The 25,143-nt window shown below is 63.2% G+C and carries 22 protein-coding genes; 17 read left to right on the forward strand and 5 right to left on the reverse strand.

All coding sequences use genetic code 11. The features are described 5' to 3' along the window. The first annotated feature begins 77 nt into the window (after nucleotides 1-77). From E5222_RS04350 to E5222_RS04410, 13 genes are all read left to right on the forward strand, one after another. Nucleotides 78-758, forward strand: a complete 681-nt coding sequence (locus E5222_RS04350; protein ID WP_136692473.1) for a PepSY-associated TM helix domain-containing protein — start codon at nucleotides 78-80, stop codon at nucleotides 756-758. A 12-nt stretch (nucleotides 759-770) separates the two neighbouring features. Next, complete coding sequence (locus E5222_RS04355; RefSeq protein ID WP_136692474.1) at nucleotides 771-1,265, forward strand: DUF2271 domain-containing protein; 495 nt, start codon at nucleotides 771-773, stop codon at nucleotides 1,263-1,265. A 47-nt stretch (nucleotides 1,266-1,312) separates the two neighbouring features. Further along, on the forward strand, nucleotides 1,313-2,320 hold the full coding sequence (locus tag E5222_RS04360; protein WP_169053474.1) for an FAD:protein FMN transferase: 1,008 nt from the start codon (nucleotides 1,313-1,315) through the stop codon (nucleotides 2,318-2,320). Continuing rightward, on the forward strand, nucleotides 2,313-3,683 hold the full coding sequence (locus E5222_RS04365) for an NADPH cytochrome P450 oxidoreductase family protein (protein ID WP_169053475.1): 1,371 nt from the start codon (nucleotides 2,313-2,315) through the stop codon (nucleotides 3,681-3,683). The genes E5222_RS04360 and E5222_RS04365 overlap by 8 nt, the downstream gene beginning before the upstream one ends. A gap of 146 nt (nucleotides 3,684-3,829) precedes the next feature. Then, the gene (locus E5222_RS04370; protein ID WP_136692923.1) at nucleotides 3,830-5,881 is read left to right on the forward strand and encodes a TonB-dependent receptor plug domain-containing protein; all 2,052 of its coding nucleotides are present in this window, start codon (nucleotides 3,830-3,832) and stop codon (nucleotides 5,879-5,881) included. 53 nt (nucleotides 5,882-5,934) lie between these two features. Next, the gene (locus tag E5222_RS04375; protein ID WP_136692477.1) at nucleotides 5,935-6,681 is read left to right on the forward strand and encodes an energy transducer TonB family protein; all 747 of its coding nucleotides are present in this window, start codon (nucleotides 5,935-5,937) and stop codon (nucleotides 6,679-6,681) included. A gap of 47 nt (nucleotides 6,682-6,728) precedes the next feature. After that, complete coding sequence (locus tag E5222_RS04380) at nucleotides 6,729-7,535, forward strand: DUF4198 domain-containing protein (protein WP_136692478.1); 807 nt, start codon at nucleotides 6,729-6,731, stop codon at nucleotides 7,533-7,535. Between the two features lie 30 nt (nucleotides 7,536-7,565). Further along, nucleotides 7,566-8,060, forward strand: coding sequence for an EF-hand domain-containing protein (locus tag E5222_RS04385; RefSeq protein WP_136692479.1), 495 nt, complete (start codon nucleotides 7,566-7,568; stop codon nucleotides 8,058-8,060). A gap of 706 nt (nucleotides 8,061-8,766) precedes the next feature. Further along, nucleotides 8,767-9,312, forward strand: coding sequence for a hypothetical protein (locus E5222_RS04390; RefSeq protein WP_136692480.1), 546 nt, complete (start codon nucleotides 8,767-8,769; stop codon nucleotides 9,310-9,312). Continuing rightward, nucleotides 9,305-9,739 carry a hypothetical protein gene (locus tag E5222_RS04395; RefSeq protein ID WP_136692481.1) on the forward strand — a complete coding sequence of 145 codons (435 nt, stop codon included), beginning with the start codon at nucleotides 9,305-9,307 and terminating at the stop codon, nucleotides 9,737-9,739. Before E5222_RS04390 ends, E5222_RS04395 begins: the two co-directional genes overlap by 8 nt. Next, nucleotides 9,736-10,548 (forward strand): ferredoxin--NADP reductase, encoded by an 813-nt coding sequence (locus E5222_RS04400; RefSeq protein ID WP_136692482.1) that lies wholly within the window; start codon nucleotides 9,736-9,738, stop codon nucleotides 10,546-10,548. The genes E5222_RS04395 and E5222_RS04400 overlap by 4 nt, the downstream gene beginning before the upstream one ends. Before the next feature lie 2 nt (nucleotides 10,549-10,550). Further along, the gene (locus E5222_RS04405; protein WP_136692483.1) at nucleotides 10,551-11,033 is read left to right on the forward strand and encodes a hypothetical protein; all 483 of its coding nucleotides are present in this window, start codon (nucleotides 10,551-10,553) and stop codon (nucleotides 11,031-11,033) included. A 9-nt stretch (nucleotides 11,034-11,042) separates the two neighbouring features. After that, on the forward strand, nucleotides 11,043-11,465 hold the full coding sequence (locus E5222_RS04410; RefSeq protein ID WP_136692484.1) for a Fur family transcriptional regulator: 423 nt from the start codon (nucleotides 11,043-11,045) through the stop codon (nucleotides 11,463-11,465). 238 nt (nucleotides 11,466-11,703) lie between these two features. Here E5222_RS04410 and E5222_RS04415 read toward each other — a convergent pair whose 3' ends face one another. From E5222_RS04415 to E5222_RS04425, 3 genes are all read right to left on the reverse strand, one after another. Continuing rightward, nucleotides 11,704-13,323 (reverse strand): tannase/feruloyl esterase family alpha/beta hydrolase, encoded by a 1,620-nt coding sequence (locus E5222_RS04415; protein WP_136692485.1) that lies wholly within the window; start codon nucleotides 13,321-13,323, stop codon nucleotides 11,704-11,706. Between the two features lie 4 nt (nucleotides 13,324-13,327). Next, nucleotides 13,328-15,349, reverse strand: a complete 2,022-nt coding sequence (locus E5222_RS04420) for an acetoacetate--CoA ligase (RefSeq protein ID WP_136692486.1) — start codon at nucleotides 15,347-15,349, stop codon at nucleotides 13,328-13,330. A 152-nt stretch (nucleotides 15,350-15,501) separates the two neighbouring features. Continuing rightward, nucleotides 15,502-16,629, reverse strand: a complete 1,128-nt coding sequence (locus E5222_RS04425; RefSeq protein WP_169053476.1) for an AraC family transcriptional regulator — start codon at nucleotides 16,627-16,629, stop codon at nucleotides 15,502-15,504. Between the two features lie 210 nt (nucleotides 16,630-16,839). On the opposite strand from E5222_RS04425, the gene E5222_RS04430 reads away from it, so the two are divergent. Continuing rightward, nucleotides 16,840-17,916: an AraC family transcriptional regulator gene (locus E5222_RS04430; protein ID WP_136692488.1), complete on the forward strand. Its 1,077-nt coding sequence runs from the start codon at nucleotides 16,840-16,842 to the stop codon at nucleotides 17,914-17,916. 27 nt (nucleotides 17,917-17,943) lie between these two features. Here the strand turns inward: E5222_RS04430 and E5222_RS16500 are convergent, their stop codons facing one another. Beyond that, entirely contained in the window at nucleotides 17,944-18,165 is a 222-nt protein-coding gene (locus tag E5222_RS16500) for a hypothetical protein (protein ID WP_169053419.1), read from the reverse strand. Here E5222_RS16500 and E5222_RS04435 point away from each other — a divergent pair. Both E5222_RS04435 and E5222_RS04440 read left to right on the forward strand, forming a co-directional pair. Next, entirely contained in the window at nucleotides 18,164-20,788 is a 2,625-nt protein-coding gene (locus E5222_RS04435) for a TonB-dependent receptor plug domain-containing protein (protein ID WP_246021575.1), read from the forward strand. The genes E5222_RS16500 and E5222_RS04435 overlap by 2 nt on opposite strands. Before the next feature lie 46 nt (nucleotides 20,789-20,834). Further along, nucleotides 20,835-22,142 (forward strand): spinster family MFS transporter, encoded by a 1,308-nt coding sequence (locus E5222_RS04440; protein WP_136692490.1) that lies wholly within the window; start codon nucleotides 20,835-20,837, stop codon nucleotides 22,140-22,142. 9 nt (nucleotides 22,143-22,151) lie between these two features. On the opposite strand, the gene E5222_RS04445 is transcribed toward E5222_RS04440, so the two are convergent. Then, nucleotides 22,152-23,219, reverse strand: a complete 1,068-nt coding sequence (locus tag E5222_RS04445; RefSeq protein ID WP_136692491.1) for an SMP-30/gluconolactonase/LRE family protein — start codon at nucleotides 23,217-23,219, stop codon at nucleotides 22,152-22,154. Between the two features lie 252 nt (nucleotides 23,220-23,471). On the opposite strand from E5222_RS04445, the gene E5222_RS04450 reads away from it, so the two are divergent. Then, nucleotides 23,472-25,139 (forward strand): MFS transporter, encoded by a 1,668-nt coding sequence (locus E5222_RS04450; RefSeq protein WP_136692492.1) that lies wholly within the window; start codon nucleotides 23,472-23,474, stop codon nucleotides 25,137-25,139. Nucleotides 25,140-25,143 lie beyond the last annotated feature (4 nt).

Genomic DNA, 25,143 nt, shown 5'->3' on the forward strand with positions numbered 1-25,143 from the left:
CAATAGAATATAACGATCTTCCCAAAGGCAGGCTGCTGACATTGTCCAATTCGAATGACCTTGCCGGGATTGGCGCAATGCGGCCCGCGATCCGTTCAGCGGTGACAGCATCTGCAGCCGGCGAGGGCGTGGGGGCGAATGGCTCGGCTCGGTCGGCACGGGCCAGCTTCTGGAAGCGCCAGTTGCGGCAATGGCACTGGATCAGTTCGGCGCTCTGCCTTGCGCTTGTGATGCTGTTCGCGGTGACCGGTATCACCCTGAATCACGCCGGGTTTTTCGAATCCGAAGGTGTGAGCGAACTCAATGAATTTGAGCTGCCGCCCGCAGTGGTCGAGCAGTTAGCGGAAATCGAAACCGAAGCACCGCTTTCGGACGACCTTGCCTCCGCCATTCGCGAAAGCACCGGTGTCGATCTGTCGGGGCATCTGGCGCGCAACGAATATGGCGAGATGGTGTTCGACCTTGCCCGGCCGGGTGTGGACGGCAACCTGGTCCTCGATCTCAATGAGGGCCGGGCCTATCACGAGGAAATCGACCGTGGCACCGTCGCCATGCTCAATGACCTGCACAAGGGCCGCAATGCGGGGCCGGTCTGGTCGCTCCTGATCGATCTTGCGGCGGTCTGCTTCATCATCTTCGCGCTGACCGGCTTTGGCTTGCTGTGGCTGCAGGCGCGCATGCAGCCATCGACCTGGCCGCTGACCAGCTTCGGCGCGGTCCTGCCTGTCATCGCCTATCTTCTCTTTGTCCATTTATAGGAGCTGAGCACCATGCGTCCGTCACACTACCTGGCCCTTGCAGCCATCGGCCTGCCTGCGCCGGCCCTGGCCAATAGCGGCAGCGTCTCGATCGAAATTCCGCGAATGTCGGTCAATACCTATCGCAAGCCCTATGTCGCCGTCTGGATCGAAAACGAAGGCGGGCAGCAAGTAAAGATGGTGACGGTCCTGCACGATCAGGCGCGCATCGGGGCGCGCTGGCTGCCGGACCTCAGGATGTGGTGGCGCAAGGGCGGCCGCGCGATGGACATGCCTTCCGATGGCATTTCAGGTCCCACCCGGGCTCCCGGGCGGCACACGATCCCGCTGCGCGGGCTGGAGGGACTTGCGGCGGGCAATTATTCGGTCGTCGTCGAAGCTGTTCGCGAGAATGGCGGGCGGGAACTGGTGAAGGTCCCGTTCAGCCTGACGCCGGGCAGGGCTGCCAACGCATCCGCCAGCGGCAGCAGGGAGCTTGGAGCTGTCAGCGTCACCGTCCGGCCCTGAAGACTATGCCGCAAGTGGTTTCCAGCGCTGCACCTGCGGCGGAGGGTTTGCTGTTCCTGCCGCCGGTCTTGGCTCCGGTTGATCGTCTGCCTTCCGGCGAGGAGATCGGTTTCGGCGGCCGTATCTTCGGCACGACCTGGTCGGTGCGGATGGTGATGCGCGATGACGCCAGCGCGCTCGAGCTGTTCGTATTGCGCGGACAGCTTCAGCGGGCTTGCGAGGTAATCCTTGCGCTCGTTGACCAGCAGATGAGCCCCTGGATCGCGGATTCCGATCTCAATCGCTACAACGGGCTTCCCGATGGCGGGGCGCTGGCACTGCGCGAACCGATGCGCGCACTGGTCGGGGATGCGCTGGTGCTCTGGCAACAGACTGGCGGCCTGTTCGACCCGTTTATCGGCGAAGCGACCGATCTGTGGGGCTTCGGACCGGTCGCGGTTGGCGATGGCCTGCCGGATGCAGGGGCGTTGAGTGCAATCCGCTCGCTCCGCCACGGCGACCGACCTTGCCTTCAAGGCGACGAGCTCATCCGCAAGGCCGGGTTCCAGCTCGATCTGTGCGGCATTGCCAAGGGTTTTGCCGTCGACCTCCTGATGGATCGATTGCAGGCCGAGCCTGGCGTCGCATCCGTGCTCGTCGAGATCGGCGGCGAGCTCAAGGGATGCGGCGTCAAGCCCGATGCCATGCCGTGGTGGGTGGATCTGGACTGGGCGGAAGACGCCGGTGAACCGCGCATGCGGTTGGCTCTCCACGACTGGGCTTGTGCGTCATCGGGCGTTGCCCAGCGATCATTCGTCCACGGCGAGCGGCGCTATTCCCATGCGATCGATCCGGCGACCGGTGAGCCAACCACGAGCGACCTGGCTGGCGTGACCGTCCTCGCCCCTGAGTGCTGGCGTGCCGATGCCTTGGCGACAGCGCTGCTGGTCGCCGGGCAGGAAGGCGCCCTGGCATTGGCCAATCGTCTGGCAGTTCCGTGCCTGCTCATTCCCAGCGAGAGTGGGGAGCGACCTGTTTGCAGCGCCGCTATGCAGGACTGGCTGGTCGATGATTGATACCCTTGCCGGAGTTTCCGGTGATCCCGTTCATTGGGCGATCTCGCTCGTGCTGGTGGGGATCTGGCTGCTGATATGCTGGCTCTGTTTGCGGAAGCCCGCCGAGCAATCGATCGACAAGGCGGAGTGCCTCGTCGTCTTCGCCTCGCAGACCGGGCATGCCGAGGACATTGCCCGCGCCACCCATGCCCGGATCGCTGCGGGCGGCCGACCAGTGCAATTGCTGGAGGCCGACTGCCTGACCCCAGAGCTGCTCGACGCCGCGCGCAAGATCTTCTTCATTCTGTCGACCACCGGCGATGGCGATGCGCCGGACAACGCCCGGGCTTTCGAGCAAAGGGTTCTTTCGGCGGATGCCGACCTTTCCGGCAAAAGGGTGCTGCTGCTTGGGCTGGGCGACCGGCGCTACAGCGACTTCTGCGGTTTCGCGCTCAGGGTGTGGAACTGGGCGGAGCGGTGTGGCGCGCAGCTTCGCGTGCCGCTTGTACCGGTGGACGATCTTGCCCCCGCCGATCTTGCGCGATGGGACCAGCATTTGGGTGAAGAGGGATATCCACCGGTTCCGGCGGCGGAAGACCGAGGGCAAAGCTGGCAGGTCATCGAGCGCAAGCAGGTTGCGGACGCTGCATTCGGTCCCGAGGGCGAGCAAACCAGTGACGGCCTCTATCGGCTGGCAATCAAACCGGAAGCCGGGGGCAGGCCGGAATGGGACATAGGTGACCTTTTCGAGCTGGAAACGCCCGACGGCCATTTCCGGGATTATTCGATTGCGAACCTGCCGGGTGCCGATGAACTGCTGCTATTTGTCCGGCGAGTGGTGGAAGGCGGTGTTGCCGGTCGTGGATCGGGCCTCCTGACCAGCATCGAGCCCGCCGCATCCAATCAGGCCGCATCCAATCACGCCGGGTCGAATTTCACCGGGCGAATTCGCCAGCACCGTTCGTTCAGGCCACCGGCAGGGCAAGGGTCCTTGCTTGCGGTTGGTGCCGGGTCGGGTTGGGCAGGGCTGCGCCCGCATATCGCGCAGGCGATAGCGCAGGGCAGGCGATGCTGGCTCGTCTTTGGTGAGCGCGAGGCTGGCCAGGCAGAGCAACTCTTCGCCGAAATGCGCGAATGGCATGAAGACGGACGTTTACAGCGCCTCGACCTCGTCTTGTCGCGTGGCGGAGGGCCCTATGTCCAGACGCTGCTTGAGGACAAGGCGCGCGAGGTCGCGGACTTCCTCGATGGCGAGGGCTGCGTGGTGCTTTGCGGGCGACTGGCCATGGGCGAGGCGTCACTTGCCGTCCTGCGTGCCTCGCTTGGGGCGGAGTGGCTTGAGCAAGCCCAGGCCGATGGCCGGCTGCGCCACGACTTCTACTGAATGCACGGCCGCGATGATTGTTATTGCAAACGTGTCGCAGGATGATAATAGCGAATCGCTAATGCGAATCGATTGCATTAATGGAGCTGTGGATTACGCGCTCCGACAGTGAGGGTCGAAAAAAGGGGGTCTTCGTGACTGCAAGTATGAGTTCTAAATCCGTCCTGCGCGTCTCTGTCGCAATGTGCGCTGCCCTGTCATTCCATGGCGCCGCCTATGCCCAGGACGCCGAAGAGGGCGAGGAAACGGAAGTTGCAGATGGCGAGTATCTTGGCACGATCGATATCGGCGAGAGCACGCGTGCCATCCAGACCGGCACCGCAACGGCGACGACGCGGATCAACCGCGAAGAGATCGAGGATCGCCAGGCCAATACGATTGCCGAGCTGATCGATACCGTTCCGGGCGTCACGCTGATCAACGGAGCGACCCCGATCGGATCGGGCATCAATATTCGCGGGTTCGGCGCGAACGGAACCTATGGCACCGACCAGAAGGTTCTGATCCTTATCGATGGGGCCACCACGGGATCCGAGGAACTCTATCGCATCGGGACCCAGCTGTTCACGGATCCGCTGCTGTACAAGAGCGTGGACGTCATCCGCGGTACGGTCGGGAGCTTCGAATACGGCTCCGGCGTGATCGGCGGCGTCGTCCGGCTCGAGACAAACGATGCCTACGACGTCCTTGGCGGGCAGCCGGGTGTCGGCCTGAGCCAGGTGCTTGGCGGATTTACCAACGGTGATGGCTGGTCCACCTCCACCACCGTGGCTGCCATGCCCAGCGAGAATGTCGAATTCCTCGCCAATTACAGCTATCGCGAAGGCGGGACGCAATCCGACGGCAATGGCGATCCGATCGAGAACAGCGAATTCGAACTGCCCAGCTTCCTCGTGAAGGGTGGCGTCCACTTCGGGCAGGACAACGAGCACACGATCGAGGCAAGCTTCAGCCAGAGCGAGACTTCCGAGCGCGACAAGCCCTATGACAGTTTCGGCACTAGCGGCGGCGCGTTCGGCAATGTCGATCGCGACACGACTTCCAAGACCTTCGTTGCCGGATATTATTTCAACCCGATCGCGAATGACCTGATCGACCTGAGCCTAGTCTACTCGTTCTCGGACCAGGACATCGAGCAGGAGTATGTCGAGGGCAGTTCTCCCTTCGCGCCTCCGGGCGGGTTTGCCGTTGTCAGCGCCGATCACAGCTATGAAACCTCGAAGGTCACGCTGAAGAACGGCGCTTTGTTCAGCACTGGCGGCGTTCGCCATGCCCTGCGCATCGGCGCGGAATACATCCACAAGGATCGCCTCGACGCGAGCTCCGCGCCGGGCGGTACCGACGATCGCCTGGCTGCCTTTCTGGTCGACGAGCTCAACCTCTTCCGCGGCTTCACGCTGACGCCGGCGATCCGCTACGAGACTTCGAGCGTCGAGGGCATCCTCGATGATGGCAGCGCCGTGAGCTATGACAATGACGCCTTCATGGGCGGCGTCTCCGCTCGCTACGAGTTGCCGTTCGGCCTCGCCGTCTTCGGAAGCTGGGCGCACACCGAAAGCCTCCCGATCCTCGATGATCTGGAGAACGAAACCTACATGACGCAGCCGGAGCAGGGTGAAACCTGGGAAGTCGGCGCCTCGTTCGATCGGGTCGGGGTCTTTACCGCGAACGACCGGGTCGCGCTGAAGGTCAATTACTACGATACGGAATTGACCGACAACACGTCCTATTCGGGTGTTCTCGAGGTCTATCTCGAAGGGTTCGAGATCGAGGCGTCCTATGCCACGGCAAGCGGCTTCTATCTCGACTTCAATGGCAACATTGTCGATGGCGAGCGCCTGCGCACCAGCGGCGTGATCGATGACTGGACCAACCTTCCCAACAACACATACCGCCTGGCTGCGGGCAAGAGGTTCGGCAGGACGTTCGATATCCGGTGGGAAGCATATGTTTCCGAGGATCTGACGACCCGCACCGGCAGCATCACGGATGGGGTGACGACGTATGAATCGTCCACGGTTGAGGGCACCAATGTGCACAACCTGCGGGCTTCCTTCACGCCTGATCTGGACTTCATCGACAACCTGACCCTGCGTGTGAGTGTCGAGAACATCTTCGACAAGTTCTACACGGACGGGCTCGCTACGAGGCCGGCGCCGGGCAGGACGTTCAAGGGGTCGATTTCGCTCCAGATCTGACCTGGCGGCAAACGGGCCGCCCGGCGGGTGGCCCCGAGATTGAGGCGAGCACGATGTACGCTGATCCGTACACAGGATGGACAAGGCAGCAGGCTGTTTCGGCGGCCGTGTCCATCCTGCTCAATCTGGCGATCTTTGTCGGCTTCGCGTGGTTCACGGGGATCGGCAGCGCGGTTGTGCAGCGGGGTGCTGCGCTGGCCGTGTTCAACGTGGGCCATCAAGGGGAGGTCGAGGCCGAAAGCCCGGTCGAGGAAGCCTCGCCTCCGCCTGCCTCGCAGTCGGCGCAGGCCGAGGCACGGAAAGCCGTGGAGCCTCAGGAACTGGCGCTCCTGACCGAGCCGGAACTGGTTTCCGAAGACGCGGCAGAGGCCGATGAGGAGGTAGCTCCAGAAGTGCTTCATCCAGCGGAGCCCCTGCATATCCCGACCAGAAACCGGCTGGCGCAACCGGTCGAGAGGGTGAGGATCGAACCGGCCCGACAGCAGGCAAGCGTCCCCGCCGTCGCCTCAAGGGGCGGCGATGCACAACCAAGCTCCAGCACGGAAGGCGATAGCTACGGGGCGTCCGTCAAGCAGCATCTCCTGCGCTTCCGGAGGCAAAACACCGTCGGTCCCGGTTCGGCCTTTATCCACTTCACGGTGCTTCTGGACGGCAAGGTCAACGGCGTCGGTGTGGCCCGGACCTCGGGTTCGTCCCGCTTTGACCGTGAGGCGATGCAGATGGTGCGCCGCGCCGTTCCGTTTCCGCCACCTCCCGACGGCGTGAGGCGCCGGTTCAACTTCGAAATCACGGGCCGCTGAAGTGGGCCTTCCGCAACAACAATCAGTCAAGAAAGAGGGATGACATCATGAAGAGGAATACTGGCAGTCTGCTCCTGCCGACATGCGCGGCAGCTGTCCTGGCGGCAATGCCGGCCAGCACCGCATACGCACACACGGCCTACATGCTGCCCAATGTGTTCGTGGCGAACCTTGAGCAGCAAATCACCGTGCAGAGCTCGTTCGCGGAGGACTTCTTCCGACCCGAGGTCGCGGTGGATTCAGATGATTGGCACGTGGTCCTGCCCGATGGCTCGCGGGGCGAATTCGAGAATGTCGCCCAGCACAGGCAGATCGTCATCCTCGAAAGCCCGATAGAGGCGGAGGGCACCTATCGCTTTACCTCGGGCGTTCGCCACGGTCGCAAGAGCACGCAGGCCCTGGTGAATGGCGAATGGGAAACGGTTCGCGGCGACGAGATTCCTGCCGAGGCAACGGAAACGCGCACGAGCCAAACCGAAACCGTCTCCGATGTCTATGTGAGCAAGAAAGCGCCCACGCGCGCGCCGGTCGATGTCCGGATCGGGCGCCTTCTGGTCCAGCCGCTGACGCATCCCAGCGATGTCTACCTCGACAGCGAGTTCGAACTGGCAGTGCTCTTCGATGGCCAGCCCATGGCGGGGCACGCGGTCTCCATCGATCGTAGCGGCTCCGAATATGATGAAGAGAAGTTTCACGAGGAAATCACCACCGGCGAAGACGGCCGGCTATCCCTCAGCTTCGACCAGCCCGGTATCTATGTCCTGATGACGCGGCACCGTGCCGACGCCCCCGACGGGGCCGAGTCCGACATTCGCAGCTACACCACTTCGCTGACCTTCGAAGTCCAGCGCTAAGCCATTCCAGCACGAGAAGGATAGTTCCCGATGAAGAATATGTTGACCAGTGGCATGGCCGCGATCGCCATGATGTCCCTTTCCTGCGCTGCCACGGCGCAGGATGGAGGCGACGATCAGCAGGAAGAGGCGCGCAACAGCGACGGCGGGCGGTCGACTGCCCGTGGCCACAGCAAGGAAGCCTTCCTGAACTCATACGACACCAATGAAGACGGAACGGTATCTTCGGAAGAGTTCATGGCCCGGCGAGCCGAAACCTATGAAACCTTCGACCTGAACGGCGACGGTATGGTTGCCGAGGACGAATATGTCGATGAGTACAAGTTCCGCCTCGACCAGCAGCTTGCGGAACAGCGTGCGCGGCAGATCCGCCAGGCGCATGTTCGCTATGGCGTGCTCGACACCGATGAAAACGCCAACATGACGCTCGACGAGTTCAACGAGTCCGGAAGCCGGATGTTCAGCCGCCTCGATTCCAACGAGGATGGCGTCGTCGACCAGCGCGATACGGCCGAGCATTTCTGACGCCGGTCCTCCGACGGGCAAAATGCCTGCGCCTGTACGTTGGTGCAGGGCAGCACAGGCAGTCCGGGCGGTGAACCTCTCACCGCCCGTTCTTGTCTGCGGGAGGATGATGGCATTCGCGAATGTCCGGGCAGATCATTCAGTGCATTTACACGCGAAAATCCTCAATAAGCCATTGCTAATGAAAATGACTCGCATTAACATCTCCTGGAGTAAAAGGAGGGAGCATGCGGAAAATCTCGTTTCCTGGTGTTTCAATGGCGGTGCTGGGGGAGGTCCCCTTGCTGGCAAACGACAACGCGATATCTCACACTCATGCGGAGGCTTTTGCTGCGTTCGTGGCCTTGGCGCTGTCTGGGATTAACCCCGCCTCGGCACCATTGTGAGGGTGGTGCGCGAAATTGCGGGCGAAGGCCGGGTTGGGCTGATGGGCATCTCTCCCCGCTCCACCAGTCCAGCTCGGCCCGGCTGCATCTCGCGTTCCCGCATTTTTGGTACGTTGCTCGGGCGCTTCATGTCGCACAGCCCATGGTGCTGGACATGACCGTTCGTCTTTCCGGGGCCGGTGGCTGTTCGTCGCTCTATGCCGGATCCACCGTGACCGAACGCGAGTGCTGTCCGGAATGCGCCAAACTGGCGCGGATGATCCGCCAGATCCAAGATATGCGAAATGCTCTGCCTCGCAGCAGCAGGAGGAAAGCCGTCCATGTATGAGTTTGTCGACAGCCCGCTATACAGGCTCGAGCCTGGTGCGCGGTTCTTCATATGGTCAACGCGTGAATGGATGAACGCTGCGAGTTCCCGTCGATGTGTTTGCGGTGTGATCGGCGGGGCCTTTGCTGCCCACGGGGTAGGTGAGGCCACGGATCATTTCCATCTCGCCATGCGCACGATGTTCCAGAACGCGCTGGTTCCGCTCTATTTCGGTTGCCGGAACCGGGAGACGGTGACCGAGCACGAAGCCGTCCTGCTTGCTGCCCTTGGTCATGCGTCTGAAGGGGTTGAGCCGGTCAAGGAGGTGGCGCGCGGGCTCGTGCATGCCGATATGGCGCCGGTTCTCGCACATGCATTGCGATCGGTGGCCAGCATATTCGATCAGGCCGGGCGTTCGTTTGGTCCGGTCCGGCACGGATTGGACAGGCCCACAATGCGCGAGCGGGTCGAGCGCCTTATAGCGAATTTGCCTCCGTCACTGAAGCATACTGCCCGCTTCCGCGCGCGGGGTGCATCGGAGGGACCGGATCATGTATGAATGGGTCGACCGTTCTTATGACGATCTCGAAGAGCGGCCGCAGCTGATCCTATGGTCGATGCGTCGCTGGTGGCTCGATACGGCTGCCAATGGCTGCGGTTGCTCGCGGGTTGGGCCGGTATTCCAGAGTGTCGGCATGATGGCCGCCCTGCCGTTCTTCCAGATCATGATGCTTTCGCTTCGTGACACCATGGTCCAGCCCAAGCGCTTGGGACGAGAAAGCGTGTCCGAACAGGAAGCCGTTATTCTCTCGCTCTTGTCCTTCCCGGCAAGTCGCGACCCGGAAGCCGTGGCAGGCAGGCTTTCGGGTCTTGTCGCGCCTGCGAAGAAGCAGCGGACGGCAAGGGCGATAGCAGGGTTTGCAGCCAGATTTGTACCTACCGGGCTAAGCGGCTGGAAGCCCGATGAAGAAAGCAAGATACGATGAATGAACTGGTTCACCAGGGCTTTGCGATGGAGCCGACAGGGGCGCTGAGCGTCGAGGAAGTTCGCTGGGTCCGCCATTGGAACGAGGGGTTGTTCAGCTTTGCGATCACGCGTCCGCGAAGCTTCCGCTTCCGTTCCGGCGAGTTCGTGATGCTGGGCCTCCCGGGCGATGGCCGGCCGCTATTGCGTGCCTATTCCATCGCTTGCGCAAGCTATGCCGAGGAGCTGGAGTTTCTTTCCATCAAGGTGCCCGATGGGCCTTTGACCTCGCGGCTTTGCCATATCAAGCCGGGTGACCGCATCTATCTTGGTCGCAAGCCGACCGGAACGCTTGTGGCCGATGCCCTGAAGCCGGGCAGGCGGCTGTTCCTTCTTTCCACCGGCACCGGCCTCGCGCCTTTTCTCAGCCTGGTCCGTGATCCCGATATCTACGATGCATTCGGCGAGGTCATCCTCGTCCACTCGGTGCGCCGGGTTGCCGATCTGGCCTATCGCGACGAGCTGGAGAGCCACCTGGCGGGCGATCCGCTGGTGCAGGACCAGGCACTGGTGCAGTTCCACTACATCCCCACCGTCACCAGGGAGGCGTTCCATACGACGGGACGCATCGATCGCCTGATCGAGAACGGCAAGCTGTTCGAAGGCGTGACGGGCGCTCCCCGGCTCGACCCGGAAACGGACCGCGTAATGCTGTGCGGTTCGATGGAGATGAACAGGCATTTCGCCGAACTGCTCGAAGGGTGGGGGTTTCGTGAGGGGGCGAACAACAATCCCGGCGATTTCGTGATCGAGCGCGCATTCGTGGACTGACGATGTATCACTCCGTTCCCCGTCCCGATCCCCAAGCGAGTGAGCTGCCCTTGCTGGTCAGGCTGTTCCGGGCATGGACGAGTGCGCGCCTGCTTGGCGACAATCCCTTGCCTGAAATGGCACGGGTGACGGGCAATCGGATGGAGACGCTCACCCTGGCGTCCGCCTGCGACAGCTTCTTCGCGCTTACGGAGGCCTGCATCGAGCGTCGCCTGATCGCGGGAGGAGCGGGGGATGCACACTTGTCCGGTGACGAGGTTGCATTGCTGGAGACGATCCGGGAGACGCCCCTGCTGACTTCGCTTGGCCCAAACTCGCGGGTGCCGCACGGCCTGCCCGGCGCATTGCAGTGGGCGGCCATGTCCGTGCTGCAGGCACTGGGCGAGGATGGGTGGGAAATCTCGCGCAAAGCAGGAGTTGTCGAAGGACCGGTGCAGACTTGTCCCTTCGCGAGATCTCCGCATCGGATTGGGCGGGCGGCCTGAGTGCGCGTAATGGAAGAAGCGATCGATCTGGAAACATTGTGCCAGCAAAAGGGGCTGCGAATGACGGACCAGCGCCGCACGATTGCTGCCGTGCTTTCCAAGGCCAAGGATCATCCCGACATAGAGGAAATACATCGACGCGCGGCGTTGCGTGACAGCAGGATAAGCCTCGCGACCGTCTATCGAACGATGAACCTGATGGAAGAGCTCGGTTTGGTCGACCGGCACGAATTCGGCGACGGGAGAGCGCGTTTCGAAGCGGCTCCCGACGCGCATCACGACCACATCATCAATGTGGAAACAGGAGAGATCGTCGAGTTCGTCGATCCCGAACTCGAGATACTTCAGCGACAGATCGCCGAACGCCTGGGTTACCGTCTCGTCGATCATCGCGTGGAGCTGTTCGCGGTCAGGCTGAACCAGGATGAATAGGCCTCGCGGATAGGCGATCCGTAGCGCGGGCGTTTGGCACTGACGCAAACCGCAGTTGCACTCGCCTTGAAGCGCCGGGAGGAAAGTATGTGCTGAAGTTATTCCGACGGGTAGCGCTTGTCGAAGGCATGACGACGATCCCGCTGTTCTTCGTGGCGATGCCTCTCAAATATGTCTGGGACCATCGATTGACGCTGAATCCTCCAAATGATCCGGAGCATTCCCGCATACCAATTACCTATCGGCATTCGAAACTTGCGGGCGCGAGGGTTGACCCGACACCGCGATAGCGCGCCTGTTTCGGATAGGGGCATAGCGGGCGCTGCATTTCGATTTCCGACGGGTCGGCAGTGCTGAACCTCGTGGCGATGATCTCTTCGGGCGCTTCCCCGCGCTCGGTCCAGGCGATGAGGGCGGAGAACATGTCGTGACGCGGGTCGTCGGACGGGGGAAGGGGAGGGATGCCCAGCGTGGCGTTGAAGGCATCCGGGCCTGTCCCGCCGCCGCAATGCATGACGCCGGGTGCGAGGTAGAGGCGGGCGCTTTCCGCCATGGCAGCTTCACCGATCCCCGCGGTTTGGCGATTGAAGAAGTCGACCGACTGGCCGGGCGCGACCAGCGTGTCCGCCAGTCCGTGATAGATCATCAGCTTGCGCCCGCGCGCCGCGAATTCGCCCAGGCTTCCCCGGGTTGCATCGTTGACGATCGGGCCGAGCCGGTCGTGGACGAGCGGCATGTTGCGGTGGAAATCGAAATTGCGCCAATCCCAGCTGGCGCCATGGACCCATTTGAACAGGCCGGAAAAGGGCGGCTGATCGTTGATGGGCGTCTGCAGGAAGGACCAGCCGAACAGGCCCGGAACCTCGCTGCCCGGCAGCCAGCCGTAATAGGCAGGGCTTCCATCCGCATTGGTGGGGCCGGAATAAAAGGCGCGGGCCGTCGCGACCTCCTCATCGGTCAGGCAGCTGTCCGAGGCGCCCGCCTGGCATTGCAGCACACCGGGATCGAAGTCGCAGGCCATCGGATCGGAGATGAAACTGTCCCCGGCCAGCGCGTGTCCCTGCGCCCAGCATGTGGAGATGGCCGCGCGGTTGAGCAGTTTGAGCTTGGTATCCGACAGGAAGCTGCCCGGTGTGCGATGCGCGGCGGCATAATCCCACAGCACGGCAGCATGGCCCCAGGTCCGATGAATGACGGGAGCGCCGACCAGGATTCCGTCATAGTCATCGGGGTAGAACATGGCCTCGATCAGGCCCTGCTGCCCGCCGGTCGAACAGCCGGTATAGTATGACCGTCCGGCCTCGCGTCCGTAAAAGGCGCGGGTGATGGCCTTGCCGGTTTCGGTCATCACATTGGTGGAAAGCCGACCCCAATCGCGCCACTTTCGCGGGCTTCCGATCAACGCATCGCCTTCGAGCGGGGAGGCAGGGGCCGTCCCGGCATCTGTGGTGGCAGTGGCAAAGCCGCGCCGCAGCCCGTCCGCCATGCCGGAATATCCGGTGGTGAAGGTGCCGGCGAAACCGCCGCTGCCATTGCCGTGGAACACGCCTTCCCAGCCCTGCAGGGGCAGCCAGATCTCGACGCCGATATCCGAATCCGGGGCGGAGCGTACGCGGGCGACGACGCGGCAGAAGGCGGGATAGCCGGGCGTATCACCCATCAGGCTGCGCTGGTCGTCCTGCGCCGGAACGAGTTCTGCGCTTTCGATGACCGCATCGTCGAGGCGCAGGCCGGAAAGGGCGCTGCAATCCTCAGCGCTCCTCGCATCTCCCGATGCTTCATGCGCCGCCACGGTAGATGGGGCAGCCAGCGCGGCTGCCATGGCCGACAGGGCGATCAGCGTCTTCGTTCCGGTCATTTGCCTATTCCACTCCTTCAAGCGCGCCTTGTTGCCACGTATTTGCCTGCGAAACATACCAATCCAGCACTTCGGGGTTCTGGGTTAGGTTGCGATCGATCACCTTGGCCAGCGGCCAGCCCGAAAACAGGCGTTTGATCGGCAGTTCCTGCTTCTTACCGCTCAGCGTACGCGGGATGCCCGGCGCTGCGATGAAGTGATCGGGAATGAAGCGCGGGGAAAGCTTTTCGCGAATGGCCGAGGAGGCCGCCGCCATCATTCCCTCGTCGAGCGAGCTGTTCGCGGCGGGCACGACGAACATGAGGAGCTGGCTATCGCCGCCTTCCACCTCAAGCTCGATCACCAGCGTATCTTCCACGCCATCGATCGTTTCGACCGCCGCATAAATCTCTGCCGTTCCCATGCGCAGGCCGTGGCGGTTGATGGTCGCATCGCTCCTGCCGGAAATCGCGCAGCTGCCATCGGGGTGGATGGTCAGCCAGTCGCCATGGCGCCAGATGCCTTCCCATTCCTCGAAATAGGTCGAGCAGTAGCGTTGGGCCTCCTCATCGCCCCAGAAATAGAGCGGCATGCTGGGGAAGGGCTTGGTGCAGACCAGCTCCCCCACCTCGCCGGTCACCGCTTTGCCATTCTCGTCCCACGCCTCGATCGCGGCGCCAAGGTGACGGCACTGGAGGCGGCCCGGCGTGGGCGGCAATTCGCGGTTTCCGGACATGAAGGCGGCGGCGATATCGGTTCCGCCCGATATGTTGCACCACCAGATGCCGGGCTTGCCGATCTTCGCGAATTCGCTGGTACCCCACGCTTCGGACGGGCCGTCCAGCACGGAGCCGGTGGTGCCCAGCGCACGGATCGCGGAAAGGTCGCCCGTCTCTGACAGGACGAGGCCCTCCTTGCGGCAATTGGCGTAGAAGGCGGCACCAGCACCGAACCACGTCACCTTGTGGCGCGCAGCGAAGGACCACAGCGCGTGCCAGTCCGGCTCCTGCCCGGTGCCCTTGGGCGCACCGTCATAAAGGCAGATCGTCGTGCCGCTCAGCAGCCCGCCGACCTGCACGTTCCACATCACCCAGCCGGTCGAGCTGTACCAGTGGAAGCGCTCGCCGAAATTGTTCGCGGAATAGCTGGCGCCGAGGTCGAGATGCATGTTTCCGACATGGCCGGTCAGGATCACCCCGCCATGGCCGTGGACCATCGGTTTGGGCGGGCCGGTGGTGCCGCTGGAATAGAGGATCCAGAGCGGGTGTTCGAAGGGTACGGCCACGGGCTCGAATTCAGCGACGGCCTCGTCATCGTGTGCAATGGCGTCGGCGAAGGAAATGGCGTTGGCGACTTGGCCTGCCGCATCGCGCGAGCGGACGATCATCACGCTCGTCACCGTGGGGAGGCCGGCCAGGATTTCGTGCACGGTGGTCGACCGGTCGCGCGGTTTGCCACCGTAATGTACGCCATCGGCGGCGATCAGCACCTTGGGTTCGGCCTGCCGGAACCGGTCGAGCACGGCGGGCGTGCCCATGTCCGGGGCGCACATCGTCCAGACCGCGCCAAGGCTGACGCAGGCGAGCATGGCGATGACGGCCTCGGGGCCGTTCGGCAGGTAGGCCGCAACCCGGTCGCCGCAGTCGACGCCATTCTCCCGCAAGGTGAGGGCGAGCGAGGCGCTGCGCCGCCTGAGCTCGCGCCAGCTGATCTCCTCCACCTCGCCCCGTTCGTTCTCCGCGATGATGGCGGGCTGGCCTGCCGCATCGGCAAGCTCCGCATGGCGAAACACTTCGCGCGCGTAATTGACGCTCGCACCTTTGAACCAGCGCGCGAAAGGCATGGTCCCTTCGACCACCTGCTGGAAGGGCGTGGGCGAGCGGACGTCGAAATAGTCCCACACGCTGCGCCAGAAGCCGTCGAGGTCTTGCGTCGACCATTCCCACATCGCCTCGTAATCGGCGAATTCGAGGTTGCGTTCGCGCTTCAGCCAGTCGCGATAGAGGGCAAGCCGGGGGACGAATTGCGGGTCAGCGATATCGGCCATGCGTCAACTTCCGTCCCAAGGGATCCTCCTGAATATTCGTCCGGCGCGACATCGCGCGAAGTCGGGCAAATCCAGCATTGCGGGCGGCGGAAATGAATGACCCGTCTGACACGGGGATTTGATGGGAGTGACTTGATGGGCGTGGCGGGCCCCTAAGGCTCGATGATCCTCAGCGGCCGACGCTCCGCCAGCAGCGCGCTGGCATTGGCCATCCGGCCTGCATCGCCAATGTGCTGCGCGCGATAGTCGGACGGGCTGGTGCCCGCCCAGGAGATGAAATGGCGCGAGAAACTGCCCGGCTCGCTGAAGCCCAGCAGCATGCCGATCTCCTGTATCGGCAGGTCGCTGGCGAGCAGGTAAGCGCTGGCCGCTTCACCGCGCAGCCTTGTGCGCAGGTTCTGGAAATTCTCGCCTTCCTGCGAAAGGTGATGGCGCAGCTGCCGCGGGCTGGAGGAGACGCGATCGGCAACCTGCTCGATGGTCGGAAACCAGCTGCCGAGCCGCTGCAGGTCGATGATCGCCTTGCGGGTACGGGTGGTCCAGTCGGGCGGGCGGATATCGGCCGCGAACCAGTCGGGCTCGGTGGCGCAATAATCCTGGTATTCGCGTACCGAGCGGCGCAGCAGCGGGCGGTTGAGGTCACGCATGTCGTAGGTGAGCATGTCCTCGGGCGCGCCGAAGGTGACCGGGCATCCGAACAATGCGGACGGGTCGAAACGCTCCGCATTTCCGGGTTCGGAGACGGACAGGCCCTTCATCTTGAGCGGCCGCCCGATCAGCCAGCCGAAGAACTGGTAGATCCAGATGAAGCGCACCCAGACCAGCATGGCCCGGTTGACGCCCGGAATTGTCCGATAGGCGCAGGCGTGGCGCAGCGCGCCGCAAGCCTCGGGAAACAGCTGCGCCCCCACATCGGGCGTCATCGCATTGGTGAAGCGCACGCTGAAGCGGATGGCTTCGCCCAGATTGGCCGCCTGCAACAGGCACAGGATCCGCTCATCCTCCAGCGCCAAGCGTGAGCCCTGCGGAAGGAAGCCGAGATAGACATCGTCGAGGGCGATCTGGACCTGCCGCACCAGTCGGACGAAGTCGCGACCGCCGATGGCGATGGCGGGATCGTTGAGGATGGCAGGGTCGATCCCGGCGGCTTCGAGCAATTTATGCGGGTCATGGCCCTGGAGGACGGCCCCTTGCAGCAGCTCGCCAATGGTTGCCCCGCCAAGGCCGTGTGCAGGCTCGACCAGACCGGGCGTAGAGGCCGCCAGGCATGGGGTAGGCATCGCTTGACCCATTATCGGCACCCGCCCCGATGCGAGGCGCAAGCGGCGGTATCCGCGTTGAGCACTATTTCTCTCCCTATTGCGGACGAGGCCGCTGCCAAGGCTTTGCTGGCTTGATGCAAGGCATAGGTCCGGGCTATTGCCCTGTTTAGTGCTTCGGCGGACATGATTGTGTCTTTACCGGACAAGTAGGGGGAGAAGGTTCCGGACATGGATGTCGATGCGCAGAGGGGCGGGACACCCACGGTTAACGCCCGCGCCGGTTTCCCTTCGCTCAACCAGCGATCCTTCGCGCCCTACAAGCTGACCACCGTGATCGACGTGGTCGCGGCGCGTGGCATTCCCGCGGAAGTGGTGCTCGACCGTACCGGCCTCACCGAGGAAGAGGTGCGCAATCCGCACACCATGACCTCTATCGGCCAGTATCTGACAGCATGCGAGAATATCGTCGCGGCAGGGGCGCAATTCAGCGATGCCTTCGCCATCGGTGCGCGCCTGCACCTCTCCGCCTATGGCATGTATGGCTATGCGCTGATGTGCTCGCCCAGCATGCGAGACTTCTTCGACTTTGCGGTGCGCTACCAGCCGCTCGCCACGCCGACGCTGCGGCTGGGCTGGCGGATCGAGGGCGACTACGCCGTCTGGGCCTTTGGCGAGATCTATCGAGACGCCATGAGCAACGAATTGCGTACATTCATGGTGCGCCAGCAGATGAAGATGACCTTCACCCATATTCGCGACACGGCAGGGGTGGACAACCTGCCGGTGCGCGCCTGTTTCGGCTTACCCGACGATGGCCGGTCGGCCGAGGACGGGCAGGCGCTGTCCTGCCCTTGCCTCTATGACCAGCCGGCGCATGAACTGCACTATCCCAAGGGTATCCTCGACCAGACGCCGGAGCTCGGCAATCGCCTCACCAGGGTAATGCTGGAAGAGACGTGCGACCGGCTGATCGGGCAATCGACGGCGTCTTCGGGGATTGCGGGGGAGGTCTACCAGTTGTTGTTGCTCGCCCCCAATCGCTTTGCCTCCATGGCGGCCATTGCGAAGCAACTGGGCTTGCAGGAGCGGACCTTGCGCCGTCGCCTTTCCGCCGAGGATACGAGCTATGCGGCGATCGCCGACGATGTGCGCCGCAAGCTCGCGCTGGAATATCTGCAGACGACGGGCATGAGCGTGGAGGACGTGGCCTGGAAGGTTGGCTTCAGCGATGCTGCCAACCTGCGCCGCGCGATCCGCCGATGGACCGGCAAGACGATCAATCAGGTGCGTTCCGGCGCGGATTGATTGCCGCATCAGCGCGCGTCACTTGCGTCAAATCCGGGCGTTATTCGCGTCATGGTCAAGCGGCCAGCGATTGGACATCACCGCATCGTGAACGCCTTCGCATCCGGCGTCCCGGCAAGCGCTCGGGCATTGGCTGGAAAGCGTGGCGGCGTTCGAACCCGCAAAAGCGGGAAGGATAATTCGGGAGGGAACTTCGATGGCTGCTTCTTCAAAATTCGGGACCGGAATTGCGTGTTCGGCGGTGTCCATGCTGGCAATGGCGCTGTTCGCCGCAGCGCCTGCCCATGCGCAGGATACGGACGAAAACACCTCGGCCTCCGCCAGCGAGGATGACCGGGAAGAATCCGTCATCATCGTGACGGGTTCCAGCATCCGTGGCGTGCCGCCGACCGGATCGAACCTGATCAGCATGTCGCGTGACGAGATCGAGGCGGTCGGCGCCAATACCACGCCCGAGCTTCTCGCCGCCGTGCCGCAGCTCAACAGCTTCAACACCGCACCGCGGGCAGCGGGCGGCGGCCCCGGTGCCTTTGCGCCCGGCCTGCGCAGCCTGCCGGCATCGGCGACCCTGCCGCTGATGAATGGTCATCGCCTTGTGGCGGGCGCGGTGAACCAGACCAATCCGGATTTCCCATTCCTTCCCGAACTGGCGATCGAGCGGGTAGAAATCGTCGCCGACGGTGCCTCTGCCATCTACGGTTCTGACGCGGTCGCGGGCGTGGTGAACTTCATCACTCGCACGCGTGCTTCGGGGATCGAGGCTTCGGTGCGCTATGGCGTGGCGGACGATTACCACACCTTCAGCGCCGGTGCGCTGGCGGGTCAGGACTGGGGCAGCGGCTCCATCCTCGCGGCTTACCAGTATAGCGAGAACGGCAATATCATCGGTTCCGATCGCGACTATCGCATCGTCGATCATACGGCAGAGGGTGGTGTGGACACGCGGACGACCTATTGCCCGTCGCCCAATGTGCTGGTCGACACCACCTTCTATGCCGTCAATTACGCGGCGCCGGAGCTTGCTCCCGGCACAGTGAACAAATGCGACAATGGCGCGGTGGCGGACCTCGTCCCCGCATCGCGTCTGCACAGCCTGTTCGTGACCGGACGGCAGGACCTTAGCGACAATGTCATGCTGTGGGCCGAGGCGCTCTATTCTGATCGCAAGGACACGGTTCGCGCGGCGCCGCCTGCTGCGACCGGAGCTTCGGGCGGTGTGATCCTCTACAACCTGCCCGGCTTCGCCAATCCCTATTTCCAGACGCCGCCGGGCACCGGTGCGACAACGGAATTCGTGCAGTTCCGCACCGACAGTCTCTATGGCGCCGACCACATCGAGAACCTCTACCGGGTGAAGGCGCTCAACTCCTCCGCCGGTGTCGATTTCGACCTGGGCGGCGACCTGTCGCTGAGCGTCTACGGTACCTATGACCGCGCCACCAACGGCTCCTACCTGCCTGCGATCGACCCGGCGGCGCTCGACGCCGCTGCGATTGCAACCACGCTCGAGACCGCGCTCGATCCCTTCGGCAATGGCACCTCGCCGCAGGTGGCCGCTGCCATCATCGACTATGCCGGCGACCTTGCGATCCGCCAGCAGACCTATCTCGGCGCGGCCAAGATCGACGGGCCGCTGGCGGAGCTGCCGGGCGGCGAGCTCAGGATCGCGGTGGGTGCGGAATATCGCGGCGAGACCTTCCGCCAGCGCGGCATCTATGGCGGTAGCCCGGTGCCCGAGGATCTCGATCGCAATATCAAGTCGGTCTATGGTGAGTTGTTCATTCCGCTGGTGGGCGCGAACAACGGTGCACCGCTGTTCCGCAGCCTCACCCTGTCCCTGTCCGGACGCTATGACGATTACAGCGACTTCGGCTCCACCACCAATCCCAAGATCGGCCTGACCTGGGGCGTGGCGGACGGGGTCACCCTGCGCGGCTCCTATGGCACGTCCTTCCGCGCGCCGGGCCTGCGCGATGTCGGCGCGACCGTCGGCGCTTACTACTTCAACGCTGCGGCCATCGCGGGCAGCGCCCTTCGCGACCCCGTGCGCGGCGCGGCGCAGGTGGATTCGGTCATCCTCTATGGCGGGAACACCAACCTCCAGCCGGAAGAGGCGCGGACCTTCTCGCTCGGGGCGGATTTCCTGCCGGCCTTCCTGCCGAACCTGCGCGCCAGCGTGACCTATTACGACATTCACTACACCAATGTGATCGGCACGCCGGGAGGCTCCATCGCCTTCACCGACCCGACCTTCGCATCGGTCGTCTATCGCGATCCTTCAGCGGCGCAGATCGACGAGCTGCTCGCCATCGCGGTGCCGGTGAATTTCGTGCCCGACACGCTGCCGACGATCGGCAATCTGCTCGATTTCCGGCAGGGCAATTTCGGTGTTCGCAATACAAACGGCCTCGATTTCGACGTGACCTATCGCCACGATACGAGCTTCGGCAGTGTCTTCGGCGGCATTGCGGGCAATTACATCTTCAACTTTGATACGCAGCTTTCGGAAACCGCACCTGTATCGGACCAGCTGATCCTGGGTGTGCCCAAGGCGACCCTTCGTGGCACGCTGGGCATGCAGGCCGGGGCCGTGAATGCCGTGGCCTTCGTCAACTATCGCGACGGGATCACCAGCCTGTATGCAACACCTACCGGCACCGCCGAATTCGATGCGGACGCCTATGTGACCGTCGACCTGCGCCTGTCGGTCGAATTGCCGGGCGACGGGCTGGCCGGTGGCACGCAGATCGGCCTGCAGGTCAACAACCTGTTCGACCAGGATCCGCCCTATTTTCCCGGCGGCGACGGGATTGGCGGCACCTACAACCCGATCGGACGCTACGCGGCGCTCAGCCTGCGCAAGGCCTTCTGATCGCTGGCTCGCGGTCGTAGTCGAAGAATAAGGGGAGAGGGTCGAGATGCAGGATGGCGCAATTGCCGGAAAGGTGACGGAAGAGGGAGCGGCGGTGCCCGCCCGCGCGGGGCTGACGCTGGGGATGCTGTGCTTCGTCTATGTCCTCAACTTCCTCGATCGCCAGCTCATCTCGATCCTCGCCAAGCCGATCCAGGACAGTCTGCAGATCAGCGACGGCCAACTCGGCCTGCTGACGGGGTTCTACTTCGCGCTGTTCTACTGCTTCATCGCCATACCGATCGGCTGGCTTGCCGATCGCACGAACCGGGTGAAGGTCCTGTCGCTCGCCTGCGGGATCTGGAGCGGGGCGACCGCGGCTTGCGGCATGGCGGGAAGTTATGGCCAGCTGGCCGTTGCGCGCATGATGGTGGGCGTGGGCGAGGCGGGCGGCGTGCCGCCTTCATATGCCATCATCTCCGACACCTTTCCGCGCGAGAGGCGGACCACGGCCATGGCGATCTTCAACCTGGGGCCGCCGATTGGCTCGGCCATGGGGGTAGCCTTCGGGGCGTCGCTCGCCGCCGCGTTCGACTGGCGCGTGCCCTTCTACATGGTCGGCGCAATCGGTGTGGTGACGGCAATGGTCGTCTACCTCGTCATCCGCGAGCCCAAGCGTGGCGAGGCCGATGCTTTGCCTGTTGCGATTCCCGCCGACGCTGACACACAGGGTTTCTTCGCATCGGTGGCTGAGTTCTTCCGCAACCCGTTGCTTGTGATGGCCTCGCTGGCGAGCGGGGCGGGCAATTTCATCACATACGGCCTGCTCAATTTCACCACACTCTTCCTCATGCGCGAAAAGGGCATGGAGCTGGAGGAAGTGGCGATCTGGTACGCGCTTGTCGTCGGTATCGGCATGAGCGCCGGCATCTATGCCTCGGGCAGGCTGGTCGACCGCTTCGCCGCGCGCAGCAAGAGCGCCTATGCCACGGTCCCTGCCGTCTCGTTGGTGCTGGCGCTGCCCTTCTTCATCGGTTTCGCCTGGGCGCCGGGCTGGGAGCTGGCGCTGCTGTTCCTGCTGGTGCCGATGTTCCTCAACTCCTTCTTCCTGTCGGCCACGGTCACTTTCGTGCAGGGCGAGGTCGCCCCCGAAAAGCGGGTGATTTCGGGTGCCCTGCTGCTGCTGGTAATGAACTTCATCGGCCTCGGCCTTGGCCCCACCTATGTTGGCATGGCGAGCGACTATTTCCGGCCGACCTATGGCGACCACGCCCTGCAGGCCGCCTATTACGCCCTGGCGCCAATGTACCTCATCGGGGCGGGCCTGTTCATGGTACTCGCCCGCATGATCCGCCGGAGCGAAGCCGCTGAGTGAGCAGCCGGCCTAGCGTGGCAGCATGACCAGCGCATCGCCCAGGCCGGAGACATAGACGGGTCCGTTGCCGGGCGAGAGGATCACGCCGGTGAGGATGCCGGGCATAGGTCCGGACATTTCCGGGCCGAGCAAGGCCTGCGGGGATTGTCCTTCGTCCAGCAACCGGCGCCATTCGGCGGCAATCTCCGCACTCGTGTCGGCGCTGGGGGCGAAGACCTTCCAGCTCTCCCCGCTCTCTGGATCGACCAGTACGACCTCGTTGGCGATGGGTGAGGTGACCCACAGGCGTCCATCCTCATCCAGCTCGACATTGTCCGGGGTCGTCACATCGGCGATGACGCGCTGTTCGCCCAGTCTGCCCGCCGCGACATCGATGCTGAAGCCGAGGACGCGGTTGGCCAGCAATTCATTGACGTAGAGCGCGCCGCGATCCTCATCCAAGGCGATACCGTTGGCGAAGTGGAGGCCCGACAGCACTTCCTCTGCGACCGGGTCATCGTTGGCCAGCTCCTCGGCGGAGAGCCGGAACAGCGCACCATCGCCCATGCGCGTGAAGACGGCTTCGAACATCCGCTCTTCCGATCCTTCGCCACCGGGGTTCTTTGTCGACTGGGTGAACCAGATCGTGCCGGAGCTGTCGCGCACGGCGGAGTTCACGCCGTAAGGATGGTCGTAAATGAGGGTGATCTCGGCTGTCACGCTATCGACGCGATAGATCGCACCGGTGAAGATGTCGGCGACCAACACATGCCGGCCATCAGGCTCGAAGGAAATGCCGTTGGGACCACCCCTGTCGGGAGAGGGCGCGCTTTCATAGCCTGCCGCCGCGAAGTCGCCGAATGGGCTCGTGCTACCGTCGGGAGCGATCTCCAGCAGGCCATGCTCGAAATCGCCGACCAGCAATGTGCCATCGGGCAGGACCACGCCGTCTTCCGCATGGGTTAGCCCGCCATTTTCGGGAAACAGGCTCGATTGTTCCAGCGTCCAGACCGGCGGTTCGAACGCTTCCGGCGCCTCCGCCTCGCTGCAGGCGAGCAGCCCCAGCGCCATCATCGAAGTCAATGCAATCTGCCTCATCCCGTCTCCCCTTTCCTGGTGACAAACCGGCCTGAACAGGGGCAGTCGCCCTGCAGCCGATTGTCATTGCACTGTTCCGGCTGCACCCATGTTTGGGTCTGTTTTCAGGCCGGATCAACTTGGTGGCTTGCCTAACATCACCGGCTCTGGCATTCAACTAACTCACAAGTTAGTGAATAACTTGGAACGGGAACAGGATCGCCGCACATCCGGGGAAACGGATGGCGGTTTAAGGAGGGGGAGAGCCAGGCAATGGCCGAAGTGCAGTCGGTGGGCGAGGGGCAGGAGCCCAAGCCGCAGAATGAGAAGATGGTCATTGCGGCCTCGTCGCTCGGAACGGTGTTCGAGTGGTATGATTTCTACCTTTACGGCCTGCTGGCGACCTATATTTCGCGGCATTTCTTCTCCGGCGTAAACGAGACGACAGGCTTCATCCTGGCACTGGCGGCCTTTGCTGCCGGCTTTATTGTCCGGCCCTTCGGTTCGCTGGTATTCGGCCGCGTGGGTGACGTGGTCGGGCGCAAGAACACCTTCCTCGTCACCATGGGCCTGATGGGCCTTTCCACTTTCGCGGTGGGCTTCCTGCCCGGATATGATTCGATCGGCATTGCCGCGCCGATCATCCTCGTGGCGCTGCGCCTGCTGCAGGGCCTTGCGGTCGGCGGCGAATATGGCGGCGCGGCGATCTATGTCGCTGAACATGCGCCCGAAGGTAAGCGCGGCCTGTTCACCAGCTTCATCCAGACGACGGCCACGGCAGGCCTGTTCTTCTCGCTGCTGCTGGTGATCGGCCTGCGGTCGACCATGGGCGAGGATACCTTTGCCGAGTGGGGCTGGCGCATTCCCTTCCTTATCTCGATTTTCCTGCTGGCCATCTCGATCTGGATCCGCCTGCAGCTGAACGAGAGCCCGGTCTTCCAGAAGATGAAGGATGAGGGGCGCACCTCCAAGGCCCCGATCACCGAGGCTTTCGGCAACTGGAAGAACCTGAAGCTGGTGCTGATCGTGCTGTTCGGCGCGGTCGCGGGCCAGGCGGTGATGGGCTATACGGGCCAGTTCTACACGCTGTTCTATCTCGAGCGGATCCTGAAGGTAGAGCCAGCGACGGCGAACGTGCTCATCATGATCGCGCTGATGATCGCCACGCCCTTCTTCGTGATCTTTGGCTGGCTGAGCGACAAGGTCGGCCGCAAGCCGATCATCATGACCTGCATGGTCCTCTCGGCGCTCTCCAGCTTCCCGGCCTTCAAGGCGCTGACCTATTATGGCAATCCCGAAATGTCCGCCGCCGTGGAGCGTGCGCCGGTCGTGGTGGTCGCGCCCGAAAGCGAATGCGCCTTCCAGTTCGACCCGATCGGGAAGAATACCTTCGACACGACGTCCTGCGATATCGCCAAGTCTTTCCTGGCAGGCGCTGGCGTGAACTACAGCAACAGCGATGCCCCCGCCGGTTCGGGTGCGCAGGTCATGGTAGGCGACGTGGAAATCGTGGCGCCAAATCCGGCGGGTCTCGGTGCCGAAGCCAAGGCCGTCGCCGTGGCCGAGTTCCGCCAGCAGGTGCAGGCCGCGCTCGATACGGCGGGCTATCCCGCCAGTGCCGATCCGGAAAAGATCAACCGGCCCATGGTCATTATGGTGCTCGCCTTCCTGATGATCCTGGTGACGGGCACTTACGGGCCGCTGGCGGCGCTGCTGGTTGAGCTGTTTCCGGCGCGCATCCGCTACACATCGATGTCTTTGCCCTATCATATCGGCAATGGCTGGTTCGGCGGGTTCCTGCCGACCATGGCCTTCGCGATGGTGGCGGCGACGGGCAATATCTTCTTCGGCCTGTGGTATCCGGTGGTGATTGCCGGCTGTACTGCGGTGATCGGCATCCTCTTCCTGCCGGAAACCTTCCGCCGCAAGATCGATCACTAGGCGA

The sequence above is a fragment of the Alteraurantiacibacter aquimixticola genome, from assembly GCF_004965515.1.
Classification (GTDB): Bacteria; Pseudomonadota; Alphaproteobacteria; order Sphingomonadales; family Sphingomonadaceae; genus Alteraurantiacibacter; species Alteraurantiacibacter aquimixticola.